Source organism: Gammaproteobacteria bacterium, assembly GCA_022450155.1.
Taxonomy (GTDB): Bacteria; Pseudomonadota; Gammaproteobacteria; order Arenicellales; family UBA868; genus REDSEA-S09-B13.
The window spans coordinates 17,856-40,532 of record JAKUQR010000020.1; the positions used below are offsets into that span (position 1 = coordinate 17,856).

Annotated in this window: 20 protein-coding genes; 8 read left to right on the plus strand and 12 right to left on the minus strand. The window is 54.5% G+C overall.

All coding sequences use genetic code 11. The features are described 5' to 3' along the window. Positions 1–3: 3 nt before the first annotated feature. Positions 4–1,098 carry an FAD-binding oxidoreductase gene (locus MK323_11165; GenBank protein MCH2482712.1) on the minus strand — a complete coding sequence of 365 codons (1,095 nt, stop codon included), beginning with the start codon at positions 1,096–1,098 and terminating at the stop codon, positions 4–6. A 149-nt stretch (positions 1,099–1,247) separates the two neighbouring features. Here MK323_11165 and MK323_11170 point away from each other — a divergent pair, with 149 nt between their 5' ends. Beyond that, positions 1,248–1,424: a DUF1289 domain-containing protein gene (locus tag MK323_11170; protein ID MCH2482713.1), complete on the plus strand. Its 177-nt coding sequence runs from the start codon at positions 1,248–1,250 to the stop codon at positions 1,422–1,424. A 108-nt stretch (positions 1,425–1,532) separates the two neighbouring features. Continuing rightward, entirely contained in the window at positions 1,533–5,141 is a 3,609-nt protein-coding gene (locus MK323_11175) for a hydantoinase B/oxoprolinase family protein (GenBank protein MCH2482714.1), read from the plus strand. 80 nt (positions 5,142–5,221) lie between these two features. Here MK323_11175 and MK323_11180 read toward each other — a convergent pair whose 3' ends face one another. The 5 genes from MK323_11180 to def all read right to left on the minus strand — a co-directional run bounded on the left by MK323_11180 (position 5,222) and on the right by def (position 9,503). After that, on the minus strand, positions 5,222–5,530 hold the full coding sequence (locus MK323_11180) for an MBL fold metallo-hydrolase (protein MCH2482715.1): 309 nt from the start codon (positions 5,528–5,530) through the stop codon (positions 5,222–5,224). Positions 5,531–5,545: 15 nt separating this feature from the next. Next, positions 5,546–6,337 carry an SDR family oxidoreductase gene (locus tag MK323_11185; protein MCH2482716.1) on the minus strand — a complete coding sequence of 264 codons (792 nt, stop codon included), beginning with the start codon at positions 6,335–6,337 and terminating at the stop codon, positions 5,546–5,548. Between the two features lie 405 nt (positions 6,338–6,742). Beyond that, entirely contained in the window at positions 6,743–7,789 is a 1,047-nt protein-coding gene (locus MK323_11190) for a TIGR03617 family F420-dependent LLM class oxidoreductase (GenBank protein MCH2482717.1), read from the minus strand. A 117-nt stretch (positions 7,790–7,906) separates the two neighbouring features. After that, positions 7,907–8,959 carry an NAD(+) diphosphatase gene (gene nudC / locus MK323_11195; GenBank protein ID MCH2482718.1) on the minus strand — a complete coding sequence of 351 codons (1,053 nt, stop codon included), beginning with the start codon at positions 8,957–8,959 and terminating at the stop codon, positions 7,907–7,909. Next, complete coding sequence (gene def / locus MK323_11200) at positions 8,925–9,503, minus strand: peptide deformylase (protein MCH2482719.1); 579 nt, start codon at positions 9,501–9,503, stop codon at positions 8,925–8,927. Before def ends, nudC begins: the two co-directional genes overlap by 35 nt. 250 nt (positions 9,504–9,753) lie before the next feature. Here def and MK323_11205 point away from each other — a divergent pair, with 250 nt between their 5' ends. From MK323_11205 to MK323_11215, 3 genes are read left to right on the plus strand one after another with little or no spacing between them, the layout of a single operon-like run. Then, positions 9,754–9,975, plus strand: a complete 222-nt coding sequence (locus MK323_11205) for an acetyl-CoA carboxylase biotin carboxyl carrier protein subunit (GenBank protein ID MCH2482720.1) — start codon at positions 9,754–9,756, stop codon at positions 9,973–9,975. A gap of 48 nt (positions 9,976–10,023) precedes the next feature. Then, entirely contained in the window at positions 10,024–11,562 is a 1,539-nt protein-coding gene (locus MK323_11210) for a hypothetical protein (GenBank protein ID MCH2482721.1), read from the plus strand. A 19-nt stretch (positions 11,563–11,581) separates the two neighbouring features. Continuing rightward, positions 11,582–12,406, plus strand: coding sequence for a phytanoyl-CoA dioxygenase family protein (locus MK323_11215; GenBank protein ID MCH2482722.1), 825 nt, complete (start codon positions 11,582–11,584; stop codon positions 12,404–12,406). An 11-nt stretch (positions 12,407–12,417) separates the two neighbouring features. On the opposite strand, the gene MK323_11220 is transcribed toward MK323_11215, so the two are convergent. From MK323_11220 to MK323_11245, 6 genes are all read right to left on the minus strand, one after another. Beyond that, positions 12,418–13,254: an aldo/keto reductase gene (locus tag MK323_11220; protein ID MCH2482723.1), complete on the minus strand. Its 837-nt coding sequence runs from the start codon at positions 13,252–13,254 to the stop codon at positions 12,418–12,420. A gap of 2 nt (positions 13,255–13,256) precedes the next feature. Further along, the gene (locus MK323_11225; GenBank protein ID MCH2482724.1) at positions 13,257–14,057 is read right to left on the minus strand and encodes an SDR family oxidoreductase; all 801 of its coding nucleotides are present in this window, start codon (positions 14,055–14,057) and stop codon (positions 13,257–13,259) included. 29 nt (positions 14,058–14,086) lie between these two features. Then, positions 14,087–14,638: a carboxymuconolactone decarboxylase family protein gene (locus tag MK323_11230; GenBank protein MCH2482725.1), complete on the minus strand. Its 552-nt coding sequence runs from the start codon at positions 14,636–14,638 to the stop codon at positions 14,087–14,089. Between the two features lie 140 nt (positions 14,639–14,778). Continuing rightward, positions 14,779–15,243 (minus strand): SRPBCC family protein, encoded by a 465-nt coding sequence (locus MK323_11235; GenBank protein ID MCH2482726.1) that lies wholly within the window; start codon positions 15,241–15,243, stop codon positions 14,779–14,781. Further along, positions 15,240–15,839, minus strand: coding sequence for an XRE family transcriptional regulator (locus MK323_11240; protein MCH2482727.1), 600 nt, complete (start codon positions 15,837–15,839; stop codon positions 15,240–15,242). Before MK323_11240 ends, MK323_11235 begins: the two co-directional genes overlap by 4 nt. Positions 15,840–15,848: 9 nt before the next feature. After that, complete coding sequence (locus MK323_11245; GenBank protein ID MCH2482728.1) at positions 15,849–17,087, minus strand: aminotransferase class V-fold PLP-dependent enzyme; 1,239 nt, start codon at positions 17,085–17,087, stop codon at positions 15,849–15,851. 102 nt (positions 17,088–17,189) lie between these two features. On the opposite strand from MK323_11245, the gene MK323_11250 reads away from it, so the two are divergent. From MK323_11250 to MK323_11260, 3 genes are all read left to right on the plus strand, one after another. After that, a complete protein-coding gene (locus MK323_11250; protein ID MCH2482729.1) occupies positions 17,190–19,292 on the plus strand; it encodes a hydantoinase/oxoprolinase family protein in 2,103 nt (700 codons plus the stop codon). Next, on the plus strand, positions 19,289–20,950 hold the full coding sequence (locus MK323_11255; GenBank protein ID MCH2482730.1) for a hydantoinase B/oxoprolinase family protein: 1,662 nt from the start codon (positions 19,289–19,291) through the stop codon (positions 20,948–20,950). Before MK323_11250 ends, MK323_11255 begins: the two co-directional genes overlap by 4 nt. A 70-nt stretch (positions 20,951–21,020) precedes the next feature. After that, on the plus strand, positions 21,021–22,673 hold the full coding sequence (locus tag MK323_11260; protein ID MCH2482731.1) for an AMP-binding protein: 1,653 nt from the start codon (positions 21,021–21,023) through the stop codon (positions 22,671–22,673). Positions 22,674–22,677 lie beyond the last annotated feature (4 nt).

Consider the following 22,677-nt stretch of genomic DNA (forward strand, 5'->3'; position numbering starts at 1 on the left):
ACGCTACTGGCGCAATGGCGGCAGTCTGTCAGGTGCAAAGGGTGCAAGGTCAATGCTGCTGGCTTGGCCGTCGCTGATCAGCTCAGCCATTGCCAGGCCGGTGCCTGGTGCGTTCAACATTCCCCAACAGTTATGGCCTGTGGCAACGTAAGCACCCCGAGTGCCTTGAATCGCGCCCACGACAGGCATTGCATCCTCGCAGATGGGTCGATAGCAGGCCTGATGTTGAACGACGGTCGCTTCCGCCAGCACCGTAGAGACACGGCCAGCAAGCACCCGCAGGCGATTGCAGGCTGTATCGTCGATTGAAACATCTTCCGGTGACACAGGCAGCGGGTCATCGCCTGAAAATCCGCACAGATAAACCTCGCCGTCGGCGCGTGGGATCAGCTCCGGCCCATGACGCTCTCCGAGCTGGTCCTCGTAGTCCAGGAAGAGCGCATCGGCTGTGACGGGTGTGTTGGGGGACAGCGTGATACTGTAACCCTTTAGCCCGTAAATGGCCGGTAGGGGCAGCCACTGTGTGGCAAGTAGGCTCCACGGACCCATAGCGATGACAACAGCGTCAGCGCTTAGAAACCTACCATCGACTGTGATACCGGACACCTGATTTTTCACCGGGTCCCGTTCTATAGACTCCACGGTCCCGAGCCTGAGCTGTGCACCCGCTGTGCAGGCGGCTGTTAGCAGGGCCCGTGTGAATCGTTCTGGATGGAGTTGGGCCGTGGTCGTGGTGTCGCCGAGCAGTTGATGGACCACGCCTTCATTGTTTAACCAGTTTACAGCCGTGCTGAGTCCGGTACCGCGTGCAAACGAGCGACGATCCGATAACGCCATGGCATAGGTATCTACACGGCGATAGCCATAGTCTGTTGCAAGTGCATCGGTGAGGTCGGTGTGCAGATCGAAGCTTAATTGGGCCAGTTGGTCCTGGGGTTGTCCGACGCACCAGTCACGGGCCAGAAAGCCGCCAGATTTGCCGGATGCTGCACAGGCCGTATCGCAGCGTTCGATCACAGTCGCGCCAATGCCTTTGCGTGAGAGGTAATAGGCGATGGCGCTGCCGATTACACCTGCACCAATTATAATGACATCCATCTGTTGCGTGGAAGGTCAGGCCACATGAACCAAAAGTTATGACAGCACTGACTGATTCCAGTGTCGTCATTCAAGTTAACAGAATACCAAATATAATTGAGCTGATGCGTAAAATACTTCATCTCAGTAAACCAACCATTGTATGAGTAATGATTGTCAGTCCGTGTGTAGGCATCTGTATTATTGACCCGGTGACCGGTTACTGCCGGGGTTGTAATCGGACTCTCGAAGAAATTTCCGAGTGGCCGCACTACAGCGATGAGGAAGCCCGCGCATTGTTGCTGCAACTGGAACAAAGGGATCCGCTCGCGCCTGAATCTGATTGATACCTGGCCAATACTTCAGTACCCGTTCAACTGGGGCTACACTACAATGCTGATCGCCAGCGTTGACTGGTACTCGAACAACACGATATTCACGATAAAGCATGGGTCATGAAGCTGGGTGAAGGCTGGCAATTCTGGATAGACAGAGGGGGAACGTTCACCGACCTTGTGGCCCGAACTCCATCTGGTGGCGTGATCAGCCGCAAACTGCTGTCAGAAAATCCTGAGCACTACAAGGATGCTGCGGTTCAGGGCATTCGCGATATTCTGGAGATCGGCCGTGGTGATTCGATTCCAGCCAGCGTAATCGAAGCCGTCAAGATGGGTACGACGGTGGCTACCAATGCATTGCTAGAACGCAAAGGCGACAGGACACTTCTAGCCACAACCCAGGGATTTGCCGACGCCCTGCGCATCGGCTACCAGACCCGACCTGACCTTTTTGCGCTGCAGATCGTTCTGCCTGACATGCTTTACGAACAGGTGGTAGAGATCAGTGAACGGGTTCTGGCCGATGGTACGATCGACCGGTCACTTGATACTGGCGCGGCCCGAGCCTCACTCCAGCAGTCGTACAACGATGGGATTCGATCAATCGCCATTGTCTTTATGCATGGTTATCGCTATCCAGAGCACGAACTGGCTGTGGCAGATATTGCGCGCGAGATTGGATTTACCCAAATATCTAGCAGTTACGAGACCAACCCATTGATGAAGCTGGTCAGTCGGGGTGATACAACTGTGGTCGATGCCTATCTGTCACCGATGCTAGGCAACTATGTGTCCCAGGTCGCAAGTGAACTCGGTGACGTTCGGTTGATGTTTATGCAGTCCCATGGCGGGTTGACAGATGCCGGGCTTTTCCGTGGCAAGGATGCAATTCTTTCCGGTCCAGCTGGCGGTATTGTCGGTGCAGTGAAAACCGCTGCAGCGGCCGGGTACGATCGAATCATATCGTTTGATATGGGCGGCACCTCTACCGATGTTGCACACTACAATGGGGAATACGAACGCACCTTTGAAACGCTTGTTGCTGGTGTGCGAATACGTGCACCGATGATGATGATCCATACGGTGGCTGCAGGAGGTGGTTCGATCTGTTTTTTTGATGGTTCCAGATACCGAGTGGGTCCGGAGTCTGCAGGCGCTAACCCAGGCCCGGTTTGTTATCGGCGCGCGGGTCCATTGACTGTGACCGATTGTAATGTGATGCTGGGAAAACTGCAGGCGAAATTTTTCCCGTCCGTGTTCGGCCTTGGGCAGGATCAGTCACTGGATGTCGAGGCTGTAAAACAAGCCTTCTTGAAACTGTCTAAGCAGATCGAAGCTGCTACCGGTGATGCGAGAACGCCTGTTGAAGTCGCTGATGGATACCTCCGTATTGCTGTTGAGAATATGGCTAACGCAATCAAGAAAGTGTCCGTGCAGAGGGGATACGATGTAACCGGATACACGCTTAACTGTTTTGGCGGTGCTGCGGGTCAGCATGCGTGTCTCGTTGCAGATGCGCTGGGTATGACCCGGGTATTCATGCATCCACTGGCCGGTGTACTGTCTGCCTACGGCATGGGCCTTGCCGATGTACGGTCTCTTCGAGAGAGAGCGCTGGAGTTGCCGTTGAAGGAGATAAGTATGGGTGAGCTGTCCCGGGCCTTGGATGAACTGACAGCATCAACGACCGACATTTTGGTGGATCAGGGTATCCCCATCACCTCGATCAGCGTGGTTCGGCGGGCCCATCTTCGTTACGACGGTACTGATACGTCTCTTGAGATTGAATTTGGTTCTCTGGCTCAGATGGGTGAGCGCTTTGAGGCGGCTTACCGTCAGCGCTACGGTTTTGTGATGGCAGATAAACATCTCGTCATCGAAGCCGCTGCTGTTGAAGCCATCGGCAAAATGGACACAGCGGAGATTTCAGTGATTCAACCACAGAGGACTACCGATAAACCGCAGGTGCTGGCCCAAGTGTCGGCTTACATGGCTGGTCAGGATCAGCAAACGAACGTCTATGATCGGGAACTCCTGCAACCGGGAGATCTTGTGTCAGGGCCGGCCATTATTCGTGAGCAGACCGCAACGACCGTTGTTGAGCCCGGTTGGCAGGCTGAAATTGACACCCACAGCAACCTGATCATGACCCGCATGGTTGCACTTGAACGTCAATTCGCGATCGGCACTGAGTGTGACCCGGTCATGCTGGAAGTGTTTAACAACTTGTTCATGTCGATCGCGGAACAGATGGGTCTGACCTTGGAGAAAACTGCCTATTCAGTAAATATCAAGGAGCGATTGGATTTCTCCTGCGCCATTTTTGATCCCGATGGCGATCTGGTCGCTAATGCACCTCATATCCCGATTCACCTGGGCTCCATGGGCGAAGCCGTGCGTACGGTTATTGAAGTCAATGCGGCTTCAATCAGTCTGGGAGATGTTTACGTCGTCAATGCGCCATATAACGGTGGCACCCATCTTCCCGATTTAACGGTTATTACGCCGGTGTTTGATCAGGTGCACAGCCGGATTCTGTTTTATGTGGCGAGCCGTGGTCATCACGCTGATATCGGTGGCATCACACCGGGATCGATGCCGCCTGACAGCCGTATCGTGGAGGAAGAGGGTATTCTGTTTGATAACTTCAAGCTGGTCGATCACGGTACGTTTCTGGAACAGAAATTGCGTGATCATCTTGCGTCTGGCCCATATCCGGCCCGCAATCCGGAACAGAACATTGCGGATCTTAAGGCACAGATCGCTGCCGGTGAGAAAGGGGTGAAAGAAGTTCACCGCATGATTGAGCAGTTTGGCGTGGACGTGGTGCATGCCTATATGAAGCATGTACAGGACAATGCCGAAGAGCAGGTCAGGCGGGTGATTGATGTGATGGACGACGGTGAATTCAGTTATCCGCTTGATGAAGGCAGTGTTATCAAGGTCACGATAACCTTCGATAAGGAAAAGCGTTGCGCTACGGTTGATTTCACTGGTACCAGCGATCAGCGACCGTCAAACTTCAACGCACCATCAGCAGTTGTCCGCTCAGCAGTGCTTTATGTGTTCCGCTGTTTGGTGGACGATGCGATTCCTCTGAACGAGGGTTGTTTGAAGCCTATCAATATTATTATTCCCAAAGGCTGTATGTTGGCACCGCAGTATCCAGCTGCGGTCGTCGCTGGTAATGTGGAAACCTCTCAGGCAGTTACTGACACGCTGTTTGGCGCACTCAGAGTGTTCGCTGCAAGCCAAGGTACGATGAACAACCTGACTTTCGGCAACGAGCAGTACCAGTATTACGAGACCGTCTGTGGCGGTGCCGGTGCCGGTCCTGGATTCGACGGGACTTCGGCGATCCACACCCACATGACGAACACTCGTCTTACCGATCCTGAGATTCTTGAATGGCGTTACCCGGTGGTTCTGGAGAATTTTCAGATTCGCCGGAATAGCGGTGGGCGCGGTCAATTCAAGGGAGGGGATGGCACGTTGCGTCGAATCCGATTCCTGGAGTCGATGGAGGTTGCCATGCTCTCAAATCACAGAATCGTTCCTCCGTACGGCATGGCCGGTGGCCATCCCGGCGAGGTCGGCCGCAACTGGGTCGAGTGTGCTGATGGAGAGAAAGACGAGATGACCGGTCGAGACAAGCGAACCGTTAAACCTGGAGACGTGTTTGTATTACAGACACCGACCGGTGGTGGATATGGCAAGCCTGAATGATCAGTTGAAATCGCTCAAGTAACCTGTACCGGTGCTTGTCGACCAGCCCGAGTAAATATGAACTTCAATCGGAACAGCAGTTACTGACCTTGTTCCAGCCTGTGTAACGCATCATGATCGAAGTGAGCATGAGTCGAGGCCCCTATGTCGACGCTGGTGATTGGAAAATCTCGAAAGTACCAATCCCAGTTCCTCGACGGGTGATTGCGCCAGGGATCGATGAGCACGTTGACGCCCCTGGGTGAGGTGATACGAAATGCCGAGCTGCCGAAAAAAGCGATCTCGACCGGTCCATCTCGCGGGGGTGATGTGTCGGCCTGCAGATCGATCATCCGGTTATGATTACTTGTCATCTGCCAAACGTTAAGACCGTTATCGATGTTGTTCATGATCGGTTTTCCAGATCAGACGACCGGCGACAGGCCACCGTCAATATTGACTGATGTACCTGTGATATAGCTTGCTTTAGCCGAGGCCAGGAAACAGATCACATCGCCTGCTTCATCTGCTTCCCCAACCCGGCCAAGCGGTACAACTTGGCTCATCTTTTGCCAATGGTCATCCAGGCTGTAGTCAGGATTGTCTTCGTGCATTCGGGCCCAGGATGCACGGTGCTGGCCGCTCTTAATCAGGCCGATGCAGATGGTATTAACTCGAATACTGAACTCGGCAAGTTCCTTGGACCAGGTTTTAGTCAGGGAAATTCCCGCAGCCCGTGATAGGGCAGTGGGCTGGGTGCCCGCAGCGGGGGCTTTGCCACCGGGTGTAGTGGTATTGATGATCACACCCGAATCAGACTTTTTTAGATAAGGTAGAGCATGTCTCGTGCCGTATACCGCGCCATAAACCTTGAGCTCAATGTCAGCGGTCATCTGTTCGTTTGACATATCTTCAAACCGTGATGTCGAAGAAGTACCCGCATTGTTCACCAGAATATCGATGCCTCCCCATTGGTCAACCACCTGAGAAATCAATGACCGAACTGAGTCTTCATCCCGGACATCAGTAGAAATACCCAGTACAGGGTTCTGGGTCTGGTCTGAAATGTCAGCGACAGCCGCGTCCAGTCTGGATTGATCCCGAGCGGCAATCGCCACACGAGCGCCCTCTCGTGACATTGACAGTGCTGCTGCCTTGCCGATGCCATCACTGCCGCCGGTAATGACGGCCACCTTTCCTTCAAGTCCAAGGTTCATGGGTAGCGCTCCTTAAGTGACTTTATATTGTGTCGAGTGCTCATTTTCTCTCGAAGGGTTGATTTGAACTGCGCACGCACCAAATATTCTAGGGTAGTCAACCTTTCTACCCATAGGTCCCAAAGAGATAACCACTTGACTCTAACTGGGATGGCAACCTAATTATTACACGATTGAATCTGGAGACAGTTTGATTTGAACGTTGTTGATTGGGTTTGACTTAGTAGGAGTCATGAACTTAAATGATACATGCACACGCCACTGTCGTTAGACGGCTGTGGTCTGGGTAGCGACTGGATGGAAACATCGTCCAGTCCATCCTAAAACGGGTTGGCTAGTTGAAACAGTCGACAATTCAGAAAAGCCTGGTCAGCGGACTTTAGTCTAAAGCTGCCAGGTTGCTGCTTACCACGTCTTTGCGAACGATCTGAACGGGCTGTCGATGTTCCTGATATCCTGGATCAGTTCCCGGGCCTCGGTTTCCGGGATTCCCTCTGGCATCGGCAAGGTCATACTGTCGGTCTGTCCACCAAAGCGTTCAGTAAGTTTTGACACCAGGTTGTCGTAAGTGGCAATGACTGCAAATTCCTCGAGCACCTCGTCGGGAACCTGGGCCGCCATCTGTTTCCATTGCCCTTTCTTTGACATCTCGTGGAGTTTAAGGCCGAGGTCTTCCCAACCGTGTAGTGCCAGTATTGGATGGTAGCTGCGGGTAGAACCGTAAAACGCGATCCGGTAGCGAACGGCTTCCCGCTCTTGGACCAATGCAGCTTCATCTTTGCCAGTAACAATGAAGCCGCCACCCCAGATTTCGAAATTGGAACGATTACGCCTGGCCTTTTTAAGTCCAGACCGGATCTCTGGAAGCGCCATTTCTTCGACGTATTTCCGTGTCGCGAAAACGTGCAGCCGCACACCGTCACAGACTTCTCCGGCAAGCCGCAGCAGTGCCGGGCCTACCGCCGCGATGCTGATCGGGATTGGCCCCAGACCCGATTTTGGTGGAGAAAAATCCGGAGTCATCAGGGTGAACGTATAGTGCTCTCCCTGGAAATCAAGTTTTTCGCCAGTCTCCCAGCAGCGCCATATGGCTCGGAGGGATTGCACATATTCGCGTAGTCGGGGCTGTGGAGGCGACCATGGCACGCTGAATCGCCTCACGTTATGGCCCTTGACCTGCGTGCCAAGACCCAAGGTAAAACGTCCCTTGGACTGCAAGTGAAGATCCCACGCACTGGTCGCTATGATCATCGGACTTCTTGGAAAGCACACAGCGATAGACGTGCCAAGCTGAATTCTTTCCGTTGCGACCGCGGCGAATGCGAGTGGAATAAACGGGTCGTTCGCAATCTCAAAACTCAATACACCATCGAAGCCCCAGGCTTCAGCCGCCGCGGCAGCTGGCCCGGTTTCGTGCCAGTTGTCCATGGGTATGCCTGTTTCTACTTTCATCGGTCACTCCCGGCTACACAATGCGATCCTATCAGGCTGGAAGTCTAGTGTAGGCCAATAAGGAAATAGAAATGGTTTCACTTCAGGGATCAGCAGTCGTGTCCTGAGCAGGCGGCACTAACTGTGGTTCAGCCAGTGCTTAATCAGGTGATGTGCGATCGCAATCGAACGCGGTGCTGAGAATTCCTGATCCTGGCCCGTAAACAGTTCCACCACCTCTTTTTTGCTGAACCACTGTGCCCATTCCAGTTCTTGCAGGTTGACATCCAGCTCGAGGTTTTCTGCCATTGCAAAACAGCCGATCATCAAGGTTGCCGGGAAAGGCCAGGGCTGGCTGGTGAAATAACGTACAGCTCCCACGCTCACGCCAGCTTCCTCGAGGAGTTCACGTCTGACTGCTTCTTCAATGCTCTCCCCGGGTTCCATATATCCCGCAAGCGCTGACACAAGCTGGCCGGGATAACCGGGATTTCGACCCAGCAGGCAGTGTTCACCATCAGCGGAGACAACGAGCATAATAACCACCGGGTCGATGCGGGGGAAAATTACGACGCCACAGTCACTGTCCGTGCACGCGCGTTGTGAGCCGGCCATTTGCGCGCGTGTACTTGAGCCGCACCGGGTACAGAACGGATTTTGACTATGCCAGTTCAGAAGTGAGCGGGCCTGGGCCACGATGGCTGCTCGTCCATCTTCAAGTTGTGCGGCAGCTGAGCGCGCATCGACGAAGCCGACGTTCTGTGCTTCCAGTGTGCGCTGCGCGGCTTCATCGATGGGGGTCGCAAAGCAGGCGACACCATCGTCGTCTATACCCAGGAAAACACCAGTGTCATCGATGGCCAGCCAGTCAGTGAAGTCACTGACTGTACACCAGTAAAGTTCGGGGTCCGGGTTGCGCCACATGGCAACCCGCAGGTCCCAAAATGGCAGGTAGCGTGTGTCGGGATGGTGCCGATGTGATTCAAGCCAGCGGCCATCTTCACGGTTACGATCAGCCCGGTCCAGCAGGCTGCTGGTGTAGGCTACCCTGGGGCCTTCACGATCCAGTCCGTGAACCGGGAACTTTGAACTGTCTATTACGATCTTCTCCATAGTCTGGAGTGCTGTTCTACGATGCCGGTGAAAAAGGATCAGATCAACTGCCGTAGCGCTTGACCAGCGCTTCGACATCGGCCGCCACCTTATCCATACAGTAGCGCTGAAAATTGTCCTGGGTCACCAGGCTGGTTGCGTCTTCGACACGGTCAAGAAAAAGTTTGCCGTCCAGGTGGTCGACTTCGTGCTGGTAGGTTGCGGCGGTCATACCTTTGACCACGGTGGAGATCGGATTGCCCTCGCGATCCCAGGCGTCAACCTTAACCTCACAGTGGCGCCGCACCTGACCTCGGAGATCAGGCACACTCAGACAACCTTCATAATTAACGAATGTCTCGTCGCCGGCCGGTGTCAGTATCGGGTTGACCAGAATGGTCAGGGGAATATTGGGTCTATAGGGATAACGGGGGTTATTACGTACTTCTACAGTACAGATCCTCAGCGACTGATAAACCTGGTTGGCAGCGAGCCCCGCACCGTTAGCCTCGCGCATGGTTTCAATCAGGTCATCTATGAAACTCTGCACATCGTCTGACAACAGTTCCTCCCGGGTCAGCGTTCGGGTCGGTTGACGTAACACGGGGTGTCCGATCTGGGCAATTCGCAAGGGACGGCGCATGATTAACTCCAGGGTTGAAAGGTTTTGAGCATAAATGTGAAATCGCTAATGGTCTCGTTTTGGAACCGGTCTGTGTAGCCTCGAGGGTTTGGTTAAAGAGTCCGGTTAGAGTATCTATTAGTATTGTACTGATGGTTGTTGGGTGATGCTGGTCGGAGCGACGGTACAATACCGGGGTTACAGTTGGTACAAGGCTAGATGCCGGTAGTCTTTTCCGGCCCATAACAACCAAGATAAAGCAGAGTGCAACATGTTCAGGGAAATTAGATCAGTGGTCACTGGCACCGTCTACCAGATCGAAGTAACCGCCGGCGATCAGGTCAAATTGGGCGATGACCTGGTCATAGTCGAGTCGATGAAGATGGAAATACCGGTTGTTGCCGAGGCAGGTGGTACAGTGATCGAGGTGCGCTGCAATGAGGGTGATTCAGTGATTGAAGAACAGGTACTACTGATTATTGACTCGGATTGATTGAATTGGATTTACGTTTCTGTCGCCGAACTGAAAGGAAGAAGCGCGATGAGTTCAAATAAGGGTGTCCAGGATCCAGACGCTCCTCGGGTAGATCTTGCCGAAGTGCTTGCGGCAAAAGCACAAACACTGGATGAGAATCGGCCGGAGGCAGTTGCCAAACGGGCAGTGACCGGCCACCAGACGATTCGACAGAACATCGGTCAACTCATAGACCCGGGCAGTTTTCAGGAATATGGTCAGCTGGCGGAACCGGCATTCAAGAACCTGCAGGGACCGGCCGACGGTCTCGTCATGGGTACGGGAACCGTGTCTGGTTTCAGGGTCGGGTTCATGGGTTACGACTACACTGTGCATGCCGGTACACAGTCAATCATCAATCACGCGAAAGCGGACCGCTTTCTGCAAGTCGTCGAAACACTGCGTCTACCGCTGGTGCTGTGGGCCGATGGCGGTGGCTGGCGTCCTTACGAAAACAATATCAACTCACGAGATTACGAAGAGACTTTCGCAATGATGGCCCGGCTGTCGGGCCTTGTTCCAACAGTTGGTGTGGTCTCGGGGCGGTGTTTCGCCGGTAACGCCAACCTTGCCGGGCTGTGTGACACCTTGATAGCCACGGCCAAGGCTGCAATGGGGATGGGCGGACCTCCCCTGGTCGAGGCGGCACTGGGACTCACTCTCACGCCGGAAGAACTCGGTCCAGCGGAGATGCACGAGGCTTGCGGGGCTATCGACGTACTGGTGACTGATGAACAAGAAGCGATTGATTGTGTTAAGCGTTACCTGGAATATTTTCGCGATGCAGGCGGTCAGCCAGGCCCAGATCCCGACACCTCGGTACTGCGCAACGTAGTACCCGAAAATCCACGACGTGCCTATGATGTGCGAAAGGTGATTGAGGGTATCGCCGATCAGGGCTCGGTCCTTGAACTGCGACCTAAGTTTGCGCGTTCGGTGGTGACGGCGCTGGCCAAAGTCCAGGGCACACCGGTGGGTGTGCTGGCGAATCAGCCGATGTTTCTGGCCGGCGCGATCGACAGCCCGGCCTCGGACAAACTGGCACGATTTATTCAGCTCTGTGATGCACACGACATTCCGATGCTTTACTTGTGTGATACACCCGGACTTATGGTCGGTCCCGAGGCAGAAGCGACGGCGCTTGTTCGGCACAGCTCGAGAATTCTCAACGCTGCAATCAATGCAACGACACCCTTTATGACGGTCATTTTGCGCAAGGCTTATGGCCTTGGCCAGTACATGATGGGTGCGCTGCCGCTGAGACCGGCGCTGCTGGTCGGATGGCCTACGGCAGAGTTCGGGGCGATGGGGTTTGAAGGTGCAGTTAAGATCACCCACAAAAAAGAGCTTGAAGCCATTGCCGACAAGAAAACCCGGCTGGCGCGCGAACGGGAACTGGCTGATGAATTACGGGCACACAATACAGCGCTCGGCCTTGCTGGGCGATACGAGCTGGATGATGTGATTGATCCGGCAGATACCCGCGAGACAGTTATTCGGTTTCTAGTGAGTCTGCCGCCACTTGCTCCCCGCACTGGGCGTAAGCGGACAATCGACAACTGGTGAATACGGGAGGCGTAACGCGATGCATAAGGCTGTTAAACGTGCTCTCACTGTAGAAGAGATTCAAACCTATCGACGTGATGGCGTAGTCCTGGTAAGAGAGCTTGTAGACCCCAATTGGGTTGGAGAGTTACAGGAACTTGTAGATCAGAACATCGTTCAGCCATCGACCATGGTTCGTGATATCAACGAATCCGGTAGTACTGGAAATTTTTTCGGAGACACTTTTGTCTGTCATCATATTACGGGATTCAGGTCGTTTATTTTTGACTCACCTGCGGCCGATGTCGTTTCTGCCTGTATGGGGTCGAGTCGGGTAAATCTTATATTTGATCAGATTCTCGCCAAAGAACCCGGGACCAGCACCCGCACGGCCTGGCACCACGATGCCCCGTACTGGCCAGTTGCCGGCGACATGATCGCCACAGTATGGGTAGCGCTGGATCCTGTAACCTATGACACCGGTGCAGTCGAATACGTCAAGGGATCACACCGATGGGGCAAGCGCTTTGCCGCTGTCAGCTTCAGTCCAGGGGAAACCTATCATGAATCACTGGAACCGATACCGGACATCGACAGCCAACGCGACGTTTTTGATTTCGCTTGTTTCGAAATGGCACCGGGTGACTGCACGATTCATCACGGTCTGACAGTTCACGGTTCGCCGGGTAACAGCAGCACTCGTGTCCGTCGCCGTGCCTACATTACTCGCTGGGCAGGCGAGGATGTCACGTATAATCCGCGACCTAATCTCCAGCGGATGTTGCGCGACCCAAATATAGAAGCCGGCCAGCGGCTGGATTGTGAACTGTTTCCTGTGGTTCGCGAAGGGCTTACGCCGAGTTGATTGGTTGTTTTTCAAGGCATGGACAGTGGATCTGGACAGAATCGAGAATCATCGTCCAAACCGTCCAGTCGAACCATCTCATCCGCGCTGATCTGGAAATCGAAAATATCCGCGTTTTGTACGATCCGAGCGGGATTGCTTGATTTAGGGATTACAGCCTGCCTTTTCTGCAGAGCCCACCGGATCATCACCTGCGCGGGTGACCTACCGTGTTGTTCAGCTATGTCAGTGAGAACGGTATCATCTAAACGCCGTCCTTTGGCCAGGGGGCAGTAACCGGTAAGTTGTATACCTTCCGATCGACAGAAAGAGGCGATGGATGGTTGTTGTAGGAACGGGCTGAGTTCGATCTGATTGACCACGGGTCGTGTATCTGAACGTGAAAACAGTTCCTGAAGATGTTCATGGGAAAAATTACTGACGCCGATTGAGCGGGCGCGTCCAGATCCCTTGATTTCTTCAAGGGCACGCCAGGAATCGTTGCGCAGATTTTCGACCGGCCAGTGAATGAGGTACAGGTCGACATACTCAAGTCCGAGCTGATCCACACTGCGGTCGAATGCGTCGTGCGCTGGCTGATAACCCTGGTCGGAATCCCATAATTTTGTGGTGACGAAGATGTTCGCTCTGGGTATGCTGCTTTCGCGCACAGCCTGGCCCACATCCTGCTCATTGTTGTACATCTTGGCGGTATCAATATGTCTGTAGCCAGTTTCCAGGGCGAACGCGACGGCATCTCGGGTTTCCCCACCGGGTTGTGCCGCCCACGTGCCCAGCCCCAGCAGAGGCATGCTGTTACCGTCGCCAAGCGATACTCGGCTATCGATGGCAAGTTCTTTCTCAGACATGTTTAACCGATTCTGCAGCTCATGCCACCATCGACTGGTAGTGACACCCCAGTGATGAAGCGTGCTTCATCACTGGCTAGAAACAATGCAGCATGGGCCACATCCCAGGCGTCACCCATCTTGTTGCCCAGCGGTACCCGTGTATTTCGTGCGGCCACCACTTCTTCGCGAGTCTGGCCCCACGCTTGTGCACGGTTGTCGACAGCCATGGGTGTGTCTATCAGCCCCGGGAGAATGACGTTGGCGCGAATGCCGTACTCGGCATTTTGGATCGCCAGTTGCTGCGTCAAGGCCACCAAAGCGGCTTTACTCGCCTTATAGGTGACCCAGGGGTAGTTCTCAATTGCGGCAATAGAAGAGATTGTGATGATCACGCCACTGCCTTGGGCGCGCATGACGGGCAGGGCGTGTTTGCAGGCAAGGACAACGCCGCGCAGGTTGACCGCGATGATACGGTCAAAGGCTTCGGTCGAGATCTCAGTGACCGGCGCGTCGCCGCCGGTCACGCTGATACCGACGTTGTTGTGGAGAATATCGAGTCGTCCGAGACGATCTTTACAGTGTTTGACCGCTGCTTCAAGGCTGGTTTCGTCTACAACATCGGCGACAACAGCCTCTCCCTGCCCACCTTCATGCTGTATAAGTTCTACAGTTTCCTGTGCAGACTCGATATCTCGATCTACGGCGAGTACCTGGGCCCCTTCGCGTGCGAATAGCAACGCGGTCGCCCGTCCATTGCCGATGGTCGGCCCCGGGGTCTGGCCAGCACCCACCACCATCGCAATCTTGTTTTTCAGTCGCATTGGTTTCTGGTCTCTTGATTATTTTGTAGCTAGGGTGACAGCGGGTTTTCTTCTCCATCGGGCAACGGCATATCGAACACATTCAGGGTTACTGACACCAGGCAGTAGTAACCGACAATACCAACGAGATCCACGACGCCGCGATCACCAAGCATCGTCTGCGCCCGGTCGTATGTCACCTGACTGACCGTGCGGTGGTCAAGCAGTTCACTGACGAACTCGTAGATTAGGATTTCATCCTCCCGAGAGAGTGGGGGTTTTTGCTTGAGGCGTATGGCCTCTACTGCAGTGGAGGATACACCAGCCTCCATTGCCATCGGGGCGTGTGCATACCACTCAAACTGTGCACACCAGTACCTGGCTATCACGAGAATGGCCAGTTCCGACAGACGCTTGGGCAGCGAACTCGAGAAGCGACAGAAAGCACCGAGTTTCTGGGCCGGGTCCGCAAGTCCAGGGCTGTGCAGCCAGGCATGGAATGGACCTCGAAGGCTATTTCGGGGTCCAGCCATGATGTCATCGTAGACCCCTTTCTGGATAGGGTCCATCTGTTCAGCGGACAACTCAGGAATACGGGGCATTGTGGTTCCTCTGGTTCAGGTTGTAGCGCTGAGCAGATTCGAAGCGCGACAGTTAACTATGCACAAAGCAGATGGGTGACGCAAAAGTACCCAGTATGGTGCAGACAGGTGTATCTTCGGGTCGGTTCTACATCGTCTGTTCAGGATGCCTGCGTCGTGCCGCTGGATGGCAGATTCCGATGATCAAAATCGTTTTCCAGCAAGGATTTGATCAATTGGACCTCGAATGCGTGAGCAGTCACCAGCCTGTTCCAGCGGTCGTCACTCATCCCTTCCGTTCTGAATGCAACCATCGACAGAACACAGTTCTGTGTAGATGATCCAGTTACTTCACCCGGTGTGACCCGTACAAAAATGCGTGGCTCGAGGTTCTCTGGCTTGATCCCTACGCAGTAATCGATCAGCTGATTCTGCGCATTAGGCTCAATGCGGACAAAAATGGTAGATCCGTCAAAGATGGAACGGCCATGTACAAGCCCGTCGCCATCCACGCTAACCCGCCAGGTGCCGAATGACCAAAGATCCATTTTGTTTGGATCTGACATGAACTTGAACACGGTCTCGGCGTTGCTTTCAATGGTGACAGATGCGGTATCCGTGTTCATGGGCTGTCGATCTGTTGGCTGCGTGCTACCAGTACCAGAATGCGTGCGGGGTTGTCACTGCCGCAGGCATAGGCATGCCCTTGGGCGCCGTCAAAGTAAAGACTGTCACCAGGTTTTAACTGCGTTGGCGCGTACAGTTCACTGTGAACAATCACTTCACCCTCAAGAACGTATAGAAATTCTTCACCGGGGTGAGAGGACAGACCGCCGGCCTGATCCAGTGTTCGGGCTCGTATTGTGTTGATCACCGGATGCATTTCTTTCCTGGACAGGTCAGCACACAGGACTTCAGCGTCGTAGCGGGCTAGTTCTTGATGGGTTCCGTTACCGGCCAGCGTTAGGGACCGTACACCGGGCGTCAGTGGTGCAGCGTCATCTCGAAAGAAGTCGGTGATATCAACTTTGAGGTACTGCGAAAGGATAAAGAGGTGTTGTGCGCTCACGGCAGAATGTCCATTTTCGATCCGCGACAACGTCGCCTCCGAAAGTTCGCAGACTTCTGCCAGCCTGGCCAGGGTCAGTCCCCGCAGTTTCCGTAACTCGGCTATGCGCTGACCCAGTGACCGTTGGGGAATGTCATTGCCGATTGCAGTCATCAGTCTGGTCTATACAGAAACGGTCTGGAATTTGGGATTTTGCCAGTCACCGGACTCAAGAATCTTTCGCAGCCTCGACACAGCTTCCCAGATATCTTCATAACTCAAATACAAAGGACCTAGGCCAAAACGCAGTGAGCTGGGTCGTCTGAATGATCCAACCACGCCTGCAGCCAGCAGGGCCTCAGACACTGGACCTGCACCCGGATGACTGAATCCAATGTGACCGCCACGCTGTTTGTACTCGCGGGGTGTGTTGATCGTCACGCCGAGTGAACCACATTCCTGTTCGAGCAGTTCCATGGTCAGGTCGCCCAGAGCTTTGTGTTTTGCCCAGAGCTGTTTTTCGTCCACCTCCTGCCAGATTTGGGCTGCACAAAAGAAGATTTCATTGGCAATAACCGCTGGTGTGCCGGTGGCGTGGCGGCCCGCCCCGGTTAAGGGCTCATACTCGGTCGCGAATGCAAAAACGTCTAGATGCCCCATCCAGCCACAGATCGTAGGCCATCCGTTCTCTGCATGGCGGGGGTTGATCCACAAATAGGCCGATCCACCCGGCCCTCCACTTAAGTACTTGTAGCCGCACCCAACAGCAAAGTCCGCATCATCGCGGGTCAGATCAACTGGGATTGCTCCGGTTGAGTGCGAGAGGTCCCAAACAGTCAATGCATCAACCGCATGGGCACGATGATTGATGTCCGCCATGTTCCAGCACTCACCGGAACGGTAATCCGCATGACTTAAGTAGACGATCGCGGTATCAGTGTCGATAGAATCGATCAGTTCGTCTCTTGATGTGCACACCTTGAGCCGAGGTGGGTCAGGATGATTGTGGCTAAGTCCCTGGGCCACGTACAGATCGGTCGGGAAATTGCCGTCTTCCGTCAAAATGGTGCTGCCTGATTCACGAGATTGCCAGGCATAGGTCAGAATTTTATACAGGTTCACCGTCGTGTTATCACAAATCAACACGTTGCCTTGACCGGCACCCATCAGGTGGGCGATGGCGTCGCCGATCTGGCGCGGTCTGTCCAGCCACTCGGTGTGGTTCCATCCCTGGCGGCGCAGCTCCACCCATTCGTCAGTGCAGAACGAAGCCAGCTGGTCCGGGACTGTTGCCGGCATGGCGCCCATTGAATTGGCATCCAGAAAAATGGTGTGTTTTTGGGATGCCTGAAATCTTTTCTTGAAACTCGACAGTGGGTCCTGCTTGTCCAGTTGCTGGCAGTGGGCGCGGTCAATGGCCATGGTCTAGCCGTCCAGTTGAGGGCTAATCTTGCAATTATGCAATAAAAACTGCAAAATTGTAAGTAATGTCCAGTAGGGATGGAGTCAACAGGAGACCGGCTGATGGATAAAGGGTCTTGCCGCTTGGCAGTAGACATCGGCGGCACATTTACGGACGTGGTGCTGTGGTCGGCCCAGGGCCAGACCACAGCCAAAGTATTGACCACAGTACAAGCGCCTGAACAGGGTGTGCTGACCGCGGTACACCAGGTGCTGAATGAGACCAAACGGTTGCTTTCGGACGTCAGTCTGATGATTCATGGGACCACGTTGGCCACCAATGCTTTGATTGAGCGTAAAGGCGCCATCACCGCATTTCTCACCAGCGAAGGATTTCGGGACATTCTCGAGATGGGTTATGAAAAGCGTTTTGCTCACTATGATCTGAATGCTGCTCGGGCGGCACCGCTGGTACCCCGGCCTTTACGCTATACGGTACCTGAGCGGATGACCGCAGATGGTCGTGTACACGTGCCGCTTGATCAGGGCGCGGTTCGCGAGGTAGCCAGGACACTGAAGAAAACCGGCGTGGAAGCGATCGCTGTCGGGTTTATTCATGCTTATGCGTATGCACAGCATGAGCAGATGGCAGCAGAAATACTCCAAGCAGAACTGCCCGGGGTGAACGTGTGCCTTTCCAGTGACGTATGTCCGGAGATGCGTGAATACGAACGTTTCTCTACGGTCTGTGCAAATGCCTATGTACAGCCACTGATGGCCGGTTATCTTGACCACTTGAGCAATCTTCTGATTCACCAGGGGCTGCGTTGTCCGCTTTACCTGATGATGTCGGGTGGCGGACTGACAACGCTGGATCAGGCAGTCCGCTATCCGGTGCGTCTCATTGAATCCGGGCCCGCCGGTGGGGTGCTCATGTCCGCGCGGCTTGCTTCAGCCCGAAGACTCGACAACGTAATGTCGTTCGATATGGGAGGTACCACTGCAAAGATCAGTCTGATCCAGAACGGCCAGCCAGACCGTAGTGCAACGTTTGAAGTGGCCCGTGAGTACCGCGATATGAAAGGCAGTGGATTGCCAGTCCGAATTCCCGTGATCGATATGGTCGAGGTCGGTGCCGGCGGTGGGTCCATCGCCCGAGTTGATGCGCTGGGACGCATCAGTGTGGGTCCGGACAGCGCCGGATCGAAGCCTGGACCCGTGGCTTACGGGATGGGTGGTGACGAACCCACGGTGACGGACGCAGATCTGGTCCTGGGTCGACTCGATAGCCGCCGGTTTGCAGGTGGAGGACTGCAGCTTGATGAACAGGCTGCCCGCACCGCATTAGCAGTGACTATTGGTGAACCGCTTGCTCTTGATGAGTACTGGCCGGCGGCCGGCGTGATCGAGATGGTGGAAGAAAATATGGCGAATGCGGCCCGCGTTCATGCTGTTGAGCGGGGCAAAGAATCCGGCGAGTACACGATGATTGCTTTTGGCGGTGCCGGGCCCCTCCACGCAGCTCGACTCGCTGAAAAACTGGGTATTGATCGCGTGATCATACCGTGGGGTGCCGGAGTGGGTTCGGCCATCGGTTTTTTGCAGGCGCCGGTGTCTTACCAGGTGGTTCGAAGTCTCAGAATTTTGATTGGAGCCGAAGATCTCTCACCGCTGATTGATCTGCTGGACCAGATGCTCGGGGAAGCTACGCAGGTCGTTGTTGCGAGCGGTAGTAGTGAGACTCTCAAACACAACCGACAGGTCGCCATGCGTTATCAGGGACAGGGGCACGAGCTATCTGTCGATCTCCCCGATGGTCCGGTCACTGGCCAAACGCTTGAACTTCTTCGGTTGGACTTTGAATCGCTATATCGACAGGTCTATGGTCTGACGATGCCCGATATTGCAGTCGAGTGTGTCTCCTGGTCTGTCACGGTCATGACACCTGCTGCTGCAGTGACGCCTGTGAAAGAACCTGCCCGTACGCAGTTGCTCAAACCGTGCAAAACCCGGCCAACCTACGACCCGGAAGGCGGCATGATGGCAGATGCCGCACTCTACTGGCGGGTCGAACTGAATCCAGGGGACTGGTTGGTTGGGCCCGCACTGGTTCAGGAAGATGAAACAGCCACGTTCGTACCGTCTGGATGTACATGCACCGTCGACGAAGGGCTTGCGCTTGTCGTTGATCGTGAAAACACCAATGCCCCAAGGGCAATGTCATGAACGCGGTTTTAGGGCATCAGTCTCGTCAGTCGATCGATAAACAGGTGATGTGGACCCGTCTGATCTCGGTGGTTGAGGAACAGGCACAGGCACTGCTGCGTACAGCATTCGGGTCAGTGGTGCGGGAAGCAGGTGATCTGTCTGCTGGTGTGTACGACCTCAAAGGTCAGATGCTGGCTCAGGCTGTGACGGGTACGCCTGGGCACGTGAACACGATGGCGATGGCAGTCGGCCACTTTCTCGAGCGTTTCCCAAGTGAAACAATGAAGCCGGGAGATGTTTTTGTGACCAACGACCCCTGGATGGGGACCGGACATTTGTTCGACTACGTGATGTTGACGCCAGCTTTTCGTGGCCAGGATCCAGTTGCTTTTTTTGCCTCGACCTGCCATGTCACCGATGTCGGCGGGCGCGGGTTTACGGCCGATGCCACTTCAATGTTCGAGGAAGGGGTGCTTATTCCCCATATTCGGATTCGATCAGCGGGCACATTGAATGATGACGTGCTTGGTATTATCCAGGCCAATAGTCGCAATCCAGTCGAGGTCATGGGTGATATTCGTTCGCTGTTGTCCTGCAACGATGCGGGTGTTGCGCGTTTTGCAGATATGCTTGACGAGTTTGGACTCGATTCGCTGGATGATCTATCTAGACACATCATTGAATCGTCCGCCATTGCGATGCGTCATGCGATCCGCTCTGTGCCAGATGGTATTTATGCTTCGCAGATGACAATCGACGGGTATGAAAAGCCGATCGTACTCGAGGCTCGTTTGACAGTAGATAAGGAAAGAATTTATCTAGACTACGGCGGGTCATCCTCGGCTTCACGCTTTGGTATCAATTCACCCAAGTGTTATACAGACGCTTATTCTGTGTTTGGCCTTAAGTGTGTTATTGCCCCAGATGTTCCCAACAATGCCGGTTCGTTGGGGTGCTTTGAAATAGAGGCCGAACCGGGCTCCTGTGTGGCGCCTGAGCGTCCGGCACCCGTGACGGCACGGCATGTGATCGGGCAGATGTTGCCGGACATTGTTTTTGGGTGCTTGGCACAGGCGCTGCCCGATCGTGTACCGGCCGAGAGTGCGGGTTCGATCTGGGTGCTGGCGATGACCAGCATGGAAGATGCCACCGGCGACGCGCGCTTCAACGTGATGAACGTGGGACTGGGTGGCATTGGCGCAGGGCCCGAGTACGATGGTATGAGCACAACAGCTTTTCCGTCAGGTGTAGGTACGATCCCGATCGAAGTGACTGAAACAGAGGCTCCGTTGATCTTCCACCGTAAGGAGCTGTTACCGGATTCAGGCGGTGCTGGTGCGACGCGTGGTGGTCTGGCGCAGATCATTGAAGTCGGCCACGCCAATTCTGAGCCTTTTCTGGTGTCGGCGGCGACGTGGGATCGACTGAACTACCCGGCCCGGGGACGGCATGGCGGGTGTGATGGCGGATCTGGCGCTGCATATCTGGGTTCAGGTAAGCAACTGATCGGGAAAAAAACTCACCGCATCCCCGCCGATGAAACGTTAGTCATCGAAACGCCCGGGGGCGGCGGTTTTGGTGATCCCGAAAGGCGCTCTGATGCGCAGATCGAAGCGGATACCGAAGCCGGTTACGTGAGTAAGACCAGAGCGATTGTCGATTACCGCAAAAACTAGAGTATGCTGCCTCGATCACCTGAATCTACTTTTTTAAAGTAGCTGAACCGGCTGTTCAAGAGTGATGTCGATGACATCTTCACAAGCCTCTAATCGTACGAACACTGTCAGCCAGCTGATTGACGCACGCGCTGACGCAGTGCCGAAGAGCACTGCCCTTATCGATAGAGGTAGGATCTGGACTTACGCCGAACTTGCCGCAGAATCGCGGCGTCTTGCAGGTGGCTTACTCAAGCTAGGTATCGGATCGGGTGATCGAGTCGGTTTCTGGCTACCGAATATTGCCCAGTACCTTACGCTTCATATCGCCTGCGCCCGGATCGGGGCGATCACGATATCAATCAATACCCGTTTTCGCTCGAGTGAGGTGGGTGACATCGTGGGGCGATCCGGTTGCCGGGCGCTCGTGCTGTGGCCCTCATTCAAGGACATTGCATTCCTCGATATCTTGGCAGAGGTCGATAGTGCACAGCTGGAACAGCTTGAAATTCTTATCACTTACAGCGAAGACGACCAGGTAACTCAGTTACCGGGGCGACAATTAAGCCGGCGTACCGTGTCCTATACCGACCTTGCACGGTCGAAGATGTTTGCCGGCGACGCTGCCAATGCGCAAAGTGGTGTGGTCGTATTTACCACCTCAGGAACCACGGCTGCGCCTAAGTTGGTTCTGCACAGTCAGGCCAGTATCAGCCACCACGCGCACGATGTGGCTTCGTTTTTCGATTGGAACGACCCGGACGCTGTGCTGCTTCAAGTATTGCCGCTGTGTGGTACGTTCGGACATGCCGGTGCGATGGCTGCTTTATCAGCTGGCTGCCCGATGGTGTTGATGCCTGTTTTTTCTGACCATGAGGCTGTTCAGCTTATGCAGTCACATCGGATCACGCACTGTAACGGCTCGGATGAAATGTTCGCGAGAATGCTGACAGTTGTAGACGATCCCCATCCCTTTCCACTGTTCCGGTCCGGCGGTTATGCTGCTTTTAATCCTTTGTATCAGGATATTGTTGCCAAGGCTCATGATCGTGGAATGAACCTGGTTGGTCTCTATGGCATGAGTGAGATACAGGCACTTTATGCCCGTCAGGACCCTTTAGCAGCTGTCGACCAGCGTGAGCGATGCGGCGGTTATCCTGCGTCGACAGATTCCCACGTACGGGTACGGGATCCTGAGAGCAAAGAGATACTGCCGCACGGGCGTGTGGGTGAACTCGAGGCGAGGGGTCCCAGTCGTATGATCGGTTATTTGGGGGACGCGACCGCCACTGAATCAGTCTTCACCAGCGATGGATTTGTACGTAGCGGGGACCTGGGCTATACGGAAAGCGATGGTGGTTTTGTGTTTCTGGGCCGGATCGGTGATGCCATCCGCCTGGGCGGGTTTCTGGTCAATCCGGCTGAGATCGAGCAGCATATTGAACAGCATCCCGCGGTTGAAAGAGTGCAGGTGGTGGCGGTGGATACCCAGGCTGGTACCAGAGCTTACGCATTCGTGATCCCTGCGGAAAATGCCCGCCTACATAAAGATGCACTGCTTGCTCACTGTGCCGGCGGTATGGCGAGCTTTAAGGTCCCCATCGGTGTCCAGTTACTGAATCAATTTCCAGTGACCGACAGTGCCAACGGCATCAAGATTCAGAAAAGCCGTCTGCGTGAAATGGCATCCGCTCAGCTGAGTCAGGATAAACAGTCCCCCGACACCGATTCAATGGACCCTTGATCGA

Excerpts from the sequence above, each read along its gene's own strand:
- MK323_11165 (MCH2482712.1), bottom strand. The coding sequence starts at position 1,098 with ATGGATGTCATTATAATTGGTGCAGGTGTAATCGGCAGCGCCATCGCC.
- MK323_11170 (MCH2482713.1), top strand. The coding sequence starts at position 1,248 with ATGATTGTCAGTCCGTGTGTAGGCATCTGTATTATTGACCCGGTGACC.
- MK323_11175 (MCH2482714.1), top strand. The coding sequence starts at position 1,533 with ATGAAGCTGGGTGAAGGCTGGCAATTCTGGATAGACAGAGGGGGAACG.
- MK323_11180 (MCH2482715.1), bottom strand. The coding sequence starts at position 5,530 with ATGAACAACATCGATAACGGTCTTAACGTTTGGCAGATGACAAGTAAT.
- MK323_11185 (MCH2482716.1), bottom strand. The coding sequence starts at position 6,337 with ATGAACCTTGGACTTGAAGGAAAGGTGGCCGTCATTACCGGCGGCAGT.
- MK323_11190 (MCH2482717.1), bottom strand. The coding sequence starts at position 7,789 with ATGAAAGTAGAAACAGGCATACCCATGGACAACTGGCACGAAACCGGG.
- nudC (MCH2482718.1), bottom strand. The coding sequence starts at position 8,959 with ATGTCGAAGCGCTGGTCAAGCGCTACGGCAGTTGATCTGATCCTTTTT.
- def (MCH2482719.1), bottom strand. The coding sequence starts at position 9,503 with ATGCGCCGTCCCTTGCGAATTGCCCAGATCGGACACCCCGTGTTACGT.
- MK323_11205 (MCH2482720.1), top strand. The coding sequence starts at position 9,754 with ATGTTCAGGGAAATTAGATCAGTGGTCACTGGCACCGTCTACCAGATC.
- MK323_11210 (MCH2482721.1), top strand. The coding sequence starts at position 10,024 with ATGAGTTCAAATAAGGGTGTCCAGGATCCAGACGCTCCTCGGGTAGAT.
- MK323_11215 (MCH2482722.1), top strand. The coding sequence starts at position 11,582 with ATGCATAAGGCTGTTAAACGTGCTCTCACTGTAGAAGAGATTCAAACC.
- MK323_11220 (MCH2482723.1), bottom strand. The coding sequence starts at position 13,254 with ATGTCTGAGAAAGAACTTGCCATCGATAGCCGAGTATCGCTTGGCGAC.
- MK323_11225 (MCH2482724.1), bottom strand. The coding sequence starts at position 14,057 with ATGCGACTGAAAAACAAGATTGCGATGGTGGTGGGTGCTGGCCAGACC.
- MK323_11230 (MCH2482725.1), bottom strand. The coding sequence starts at position 14,638 with ATGCCCCGTATTCCTGAGTTGTCCGCTGAACAGATGGACCCTATCCAG.
- MK323_11235 (MCH2482726.1), bottom strand. The coding sequence starts at position 15,243 with ATGAACACGGATACCGCATCTGTCACCATTGAAAGCAACGCCGAGACC.
- MK323_11240 (MCH2482727.1), bottom strand. The coding sequence starts at position 15,839 with ATGACTGCAATCGGCAATGACATTCCCCAACGGTCACTGGGTCAGCGC.
- MK323_11245 (MCH2482728.1), bottom strand. The coding sequence starts at position 17,087 with ATGGCCATTGACCGCGCCCACTGCCAGCAACTGGACAAGCAGGACCCA.
- MK323_11250 (MCH2482729.1), top strand. The coding sequence starts at position 17,190 with ATGGATAAAGGGTCTTGCCGCTTGGCAGTAGACATCGGCGGCACATTT.
- MK323_11255 (MCH2482730.1), top strand. The coding sequence starts at position 19,289 with ATGAACGCGGTTTTAGGGCATCAGTCTCGTCAGTCGATCGATAAACAG.
- MK323_11260 (MCH2482731.1), top strand. The coding sequence starts at position 21,021 with ATGACATCTTCACAAGCCTCTAATCGTACGAACACTGTCAGCCAGCTG.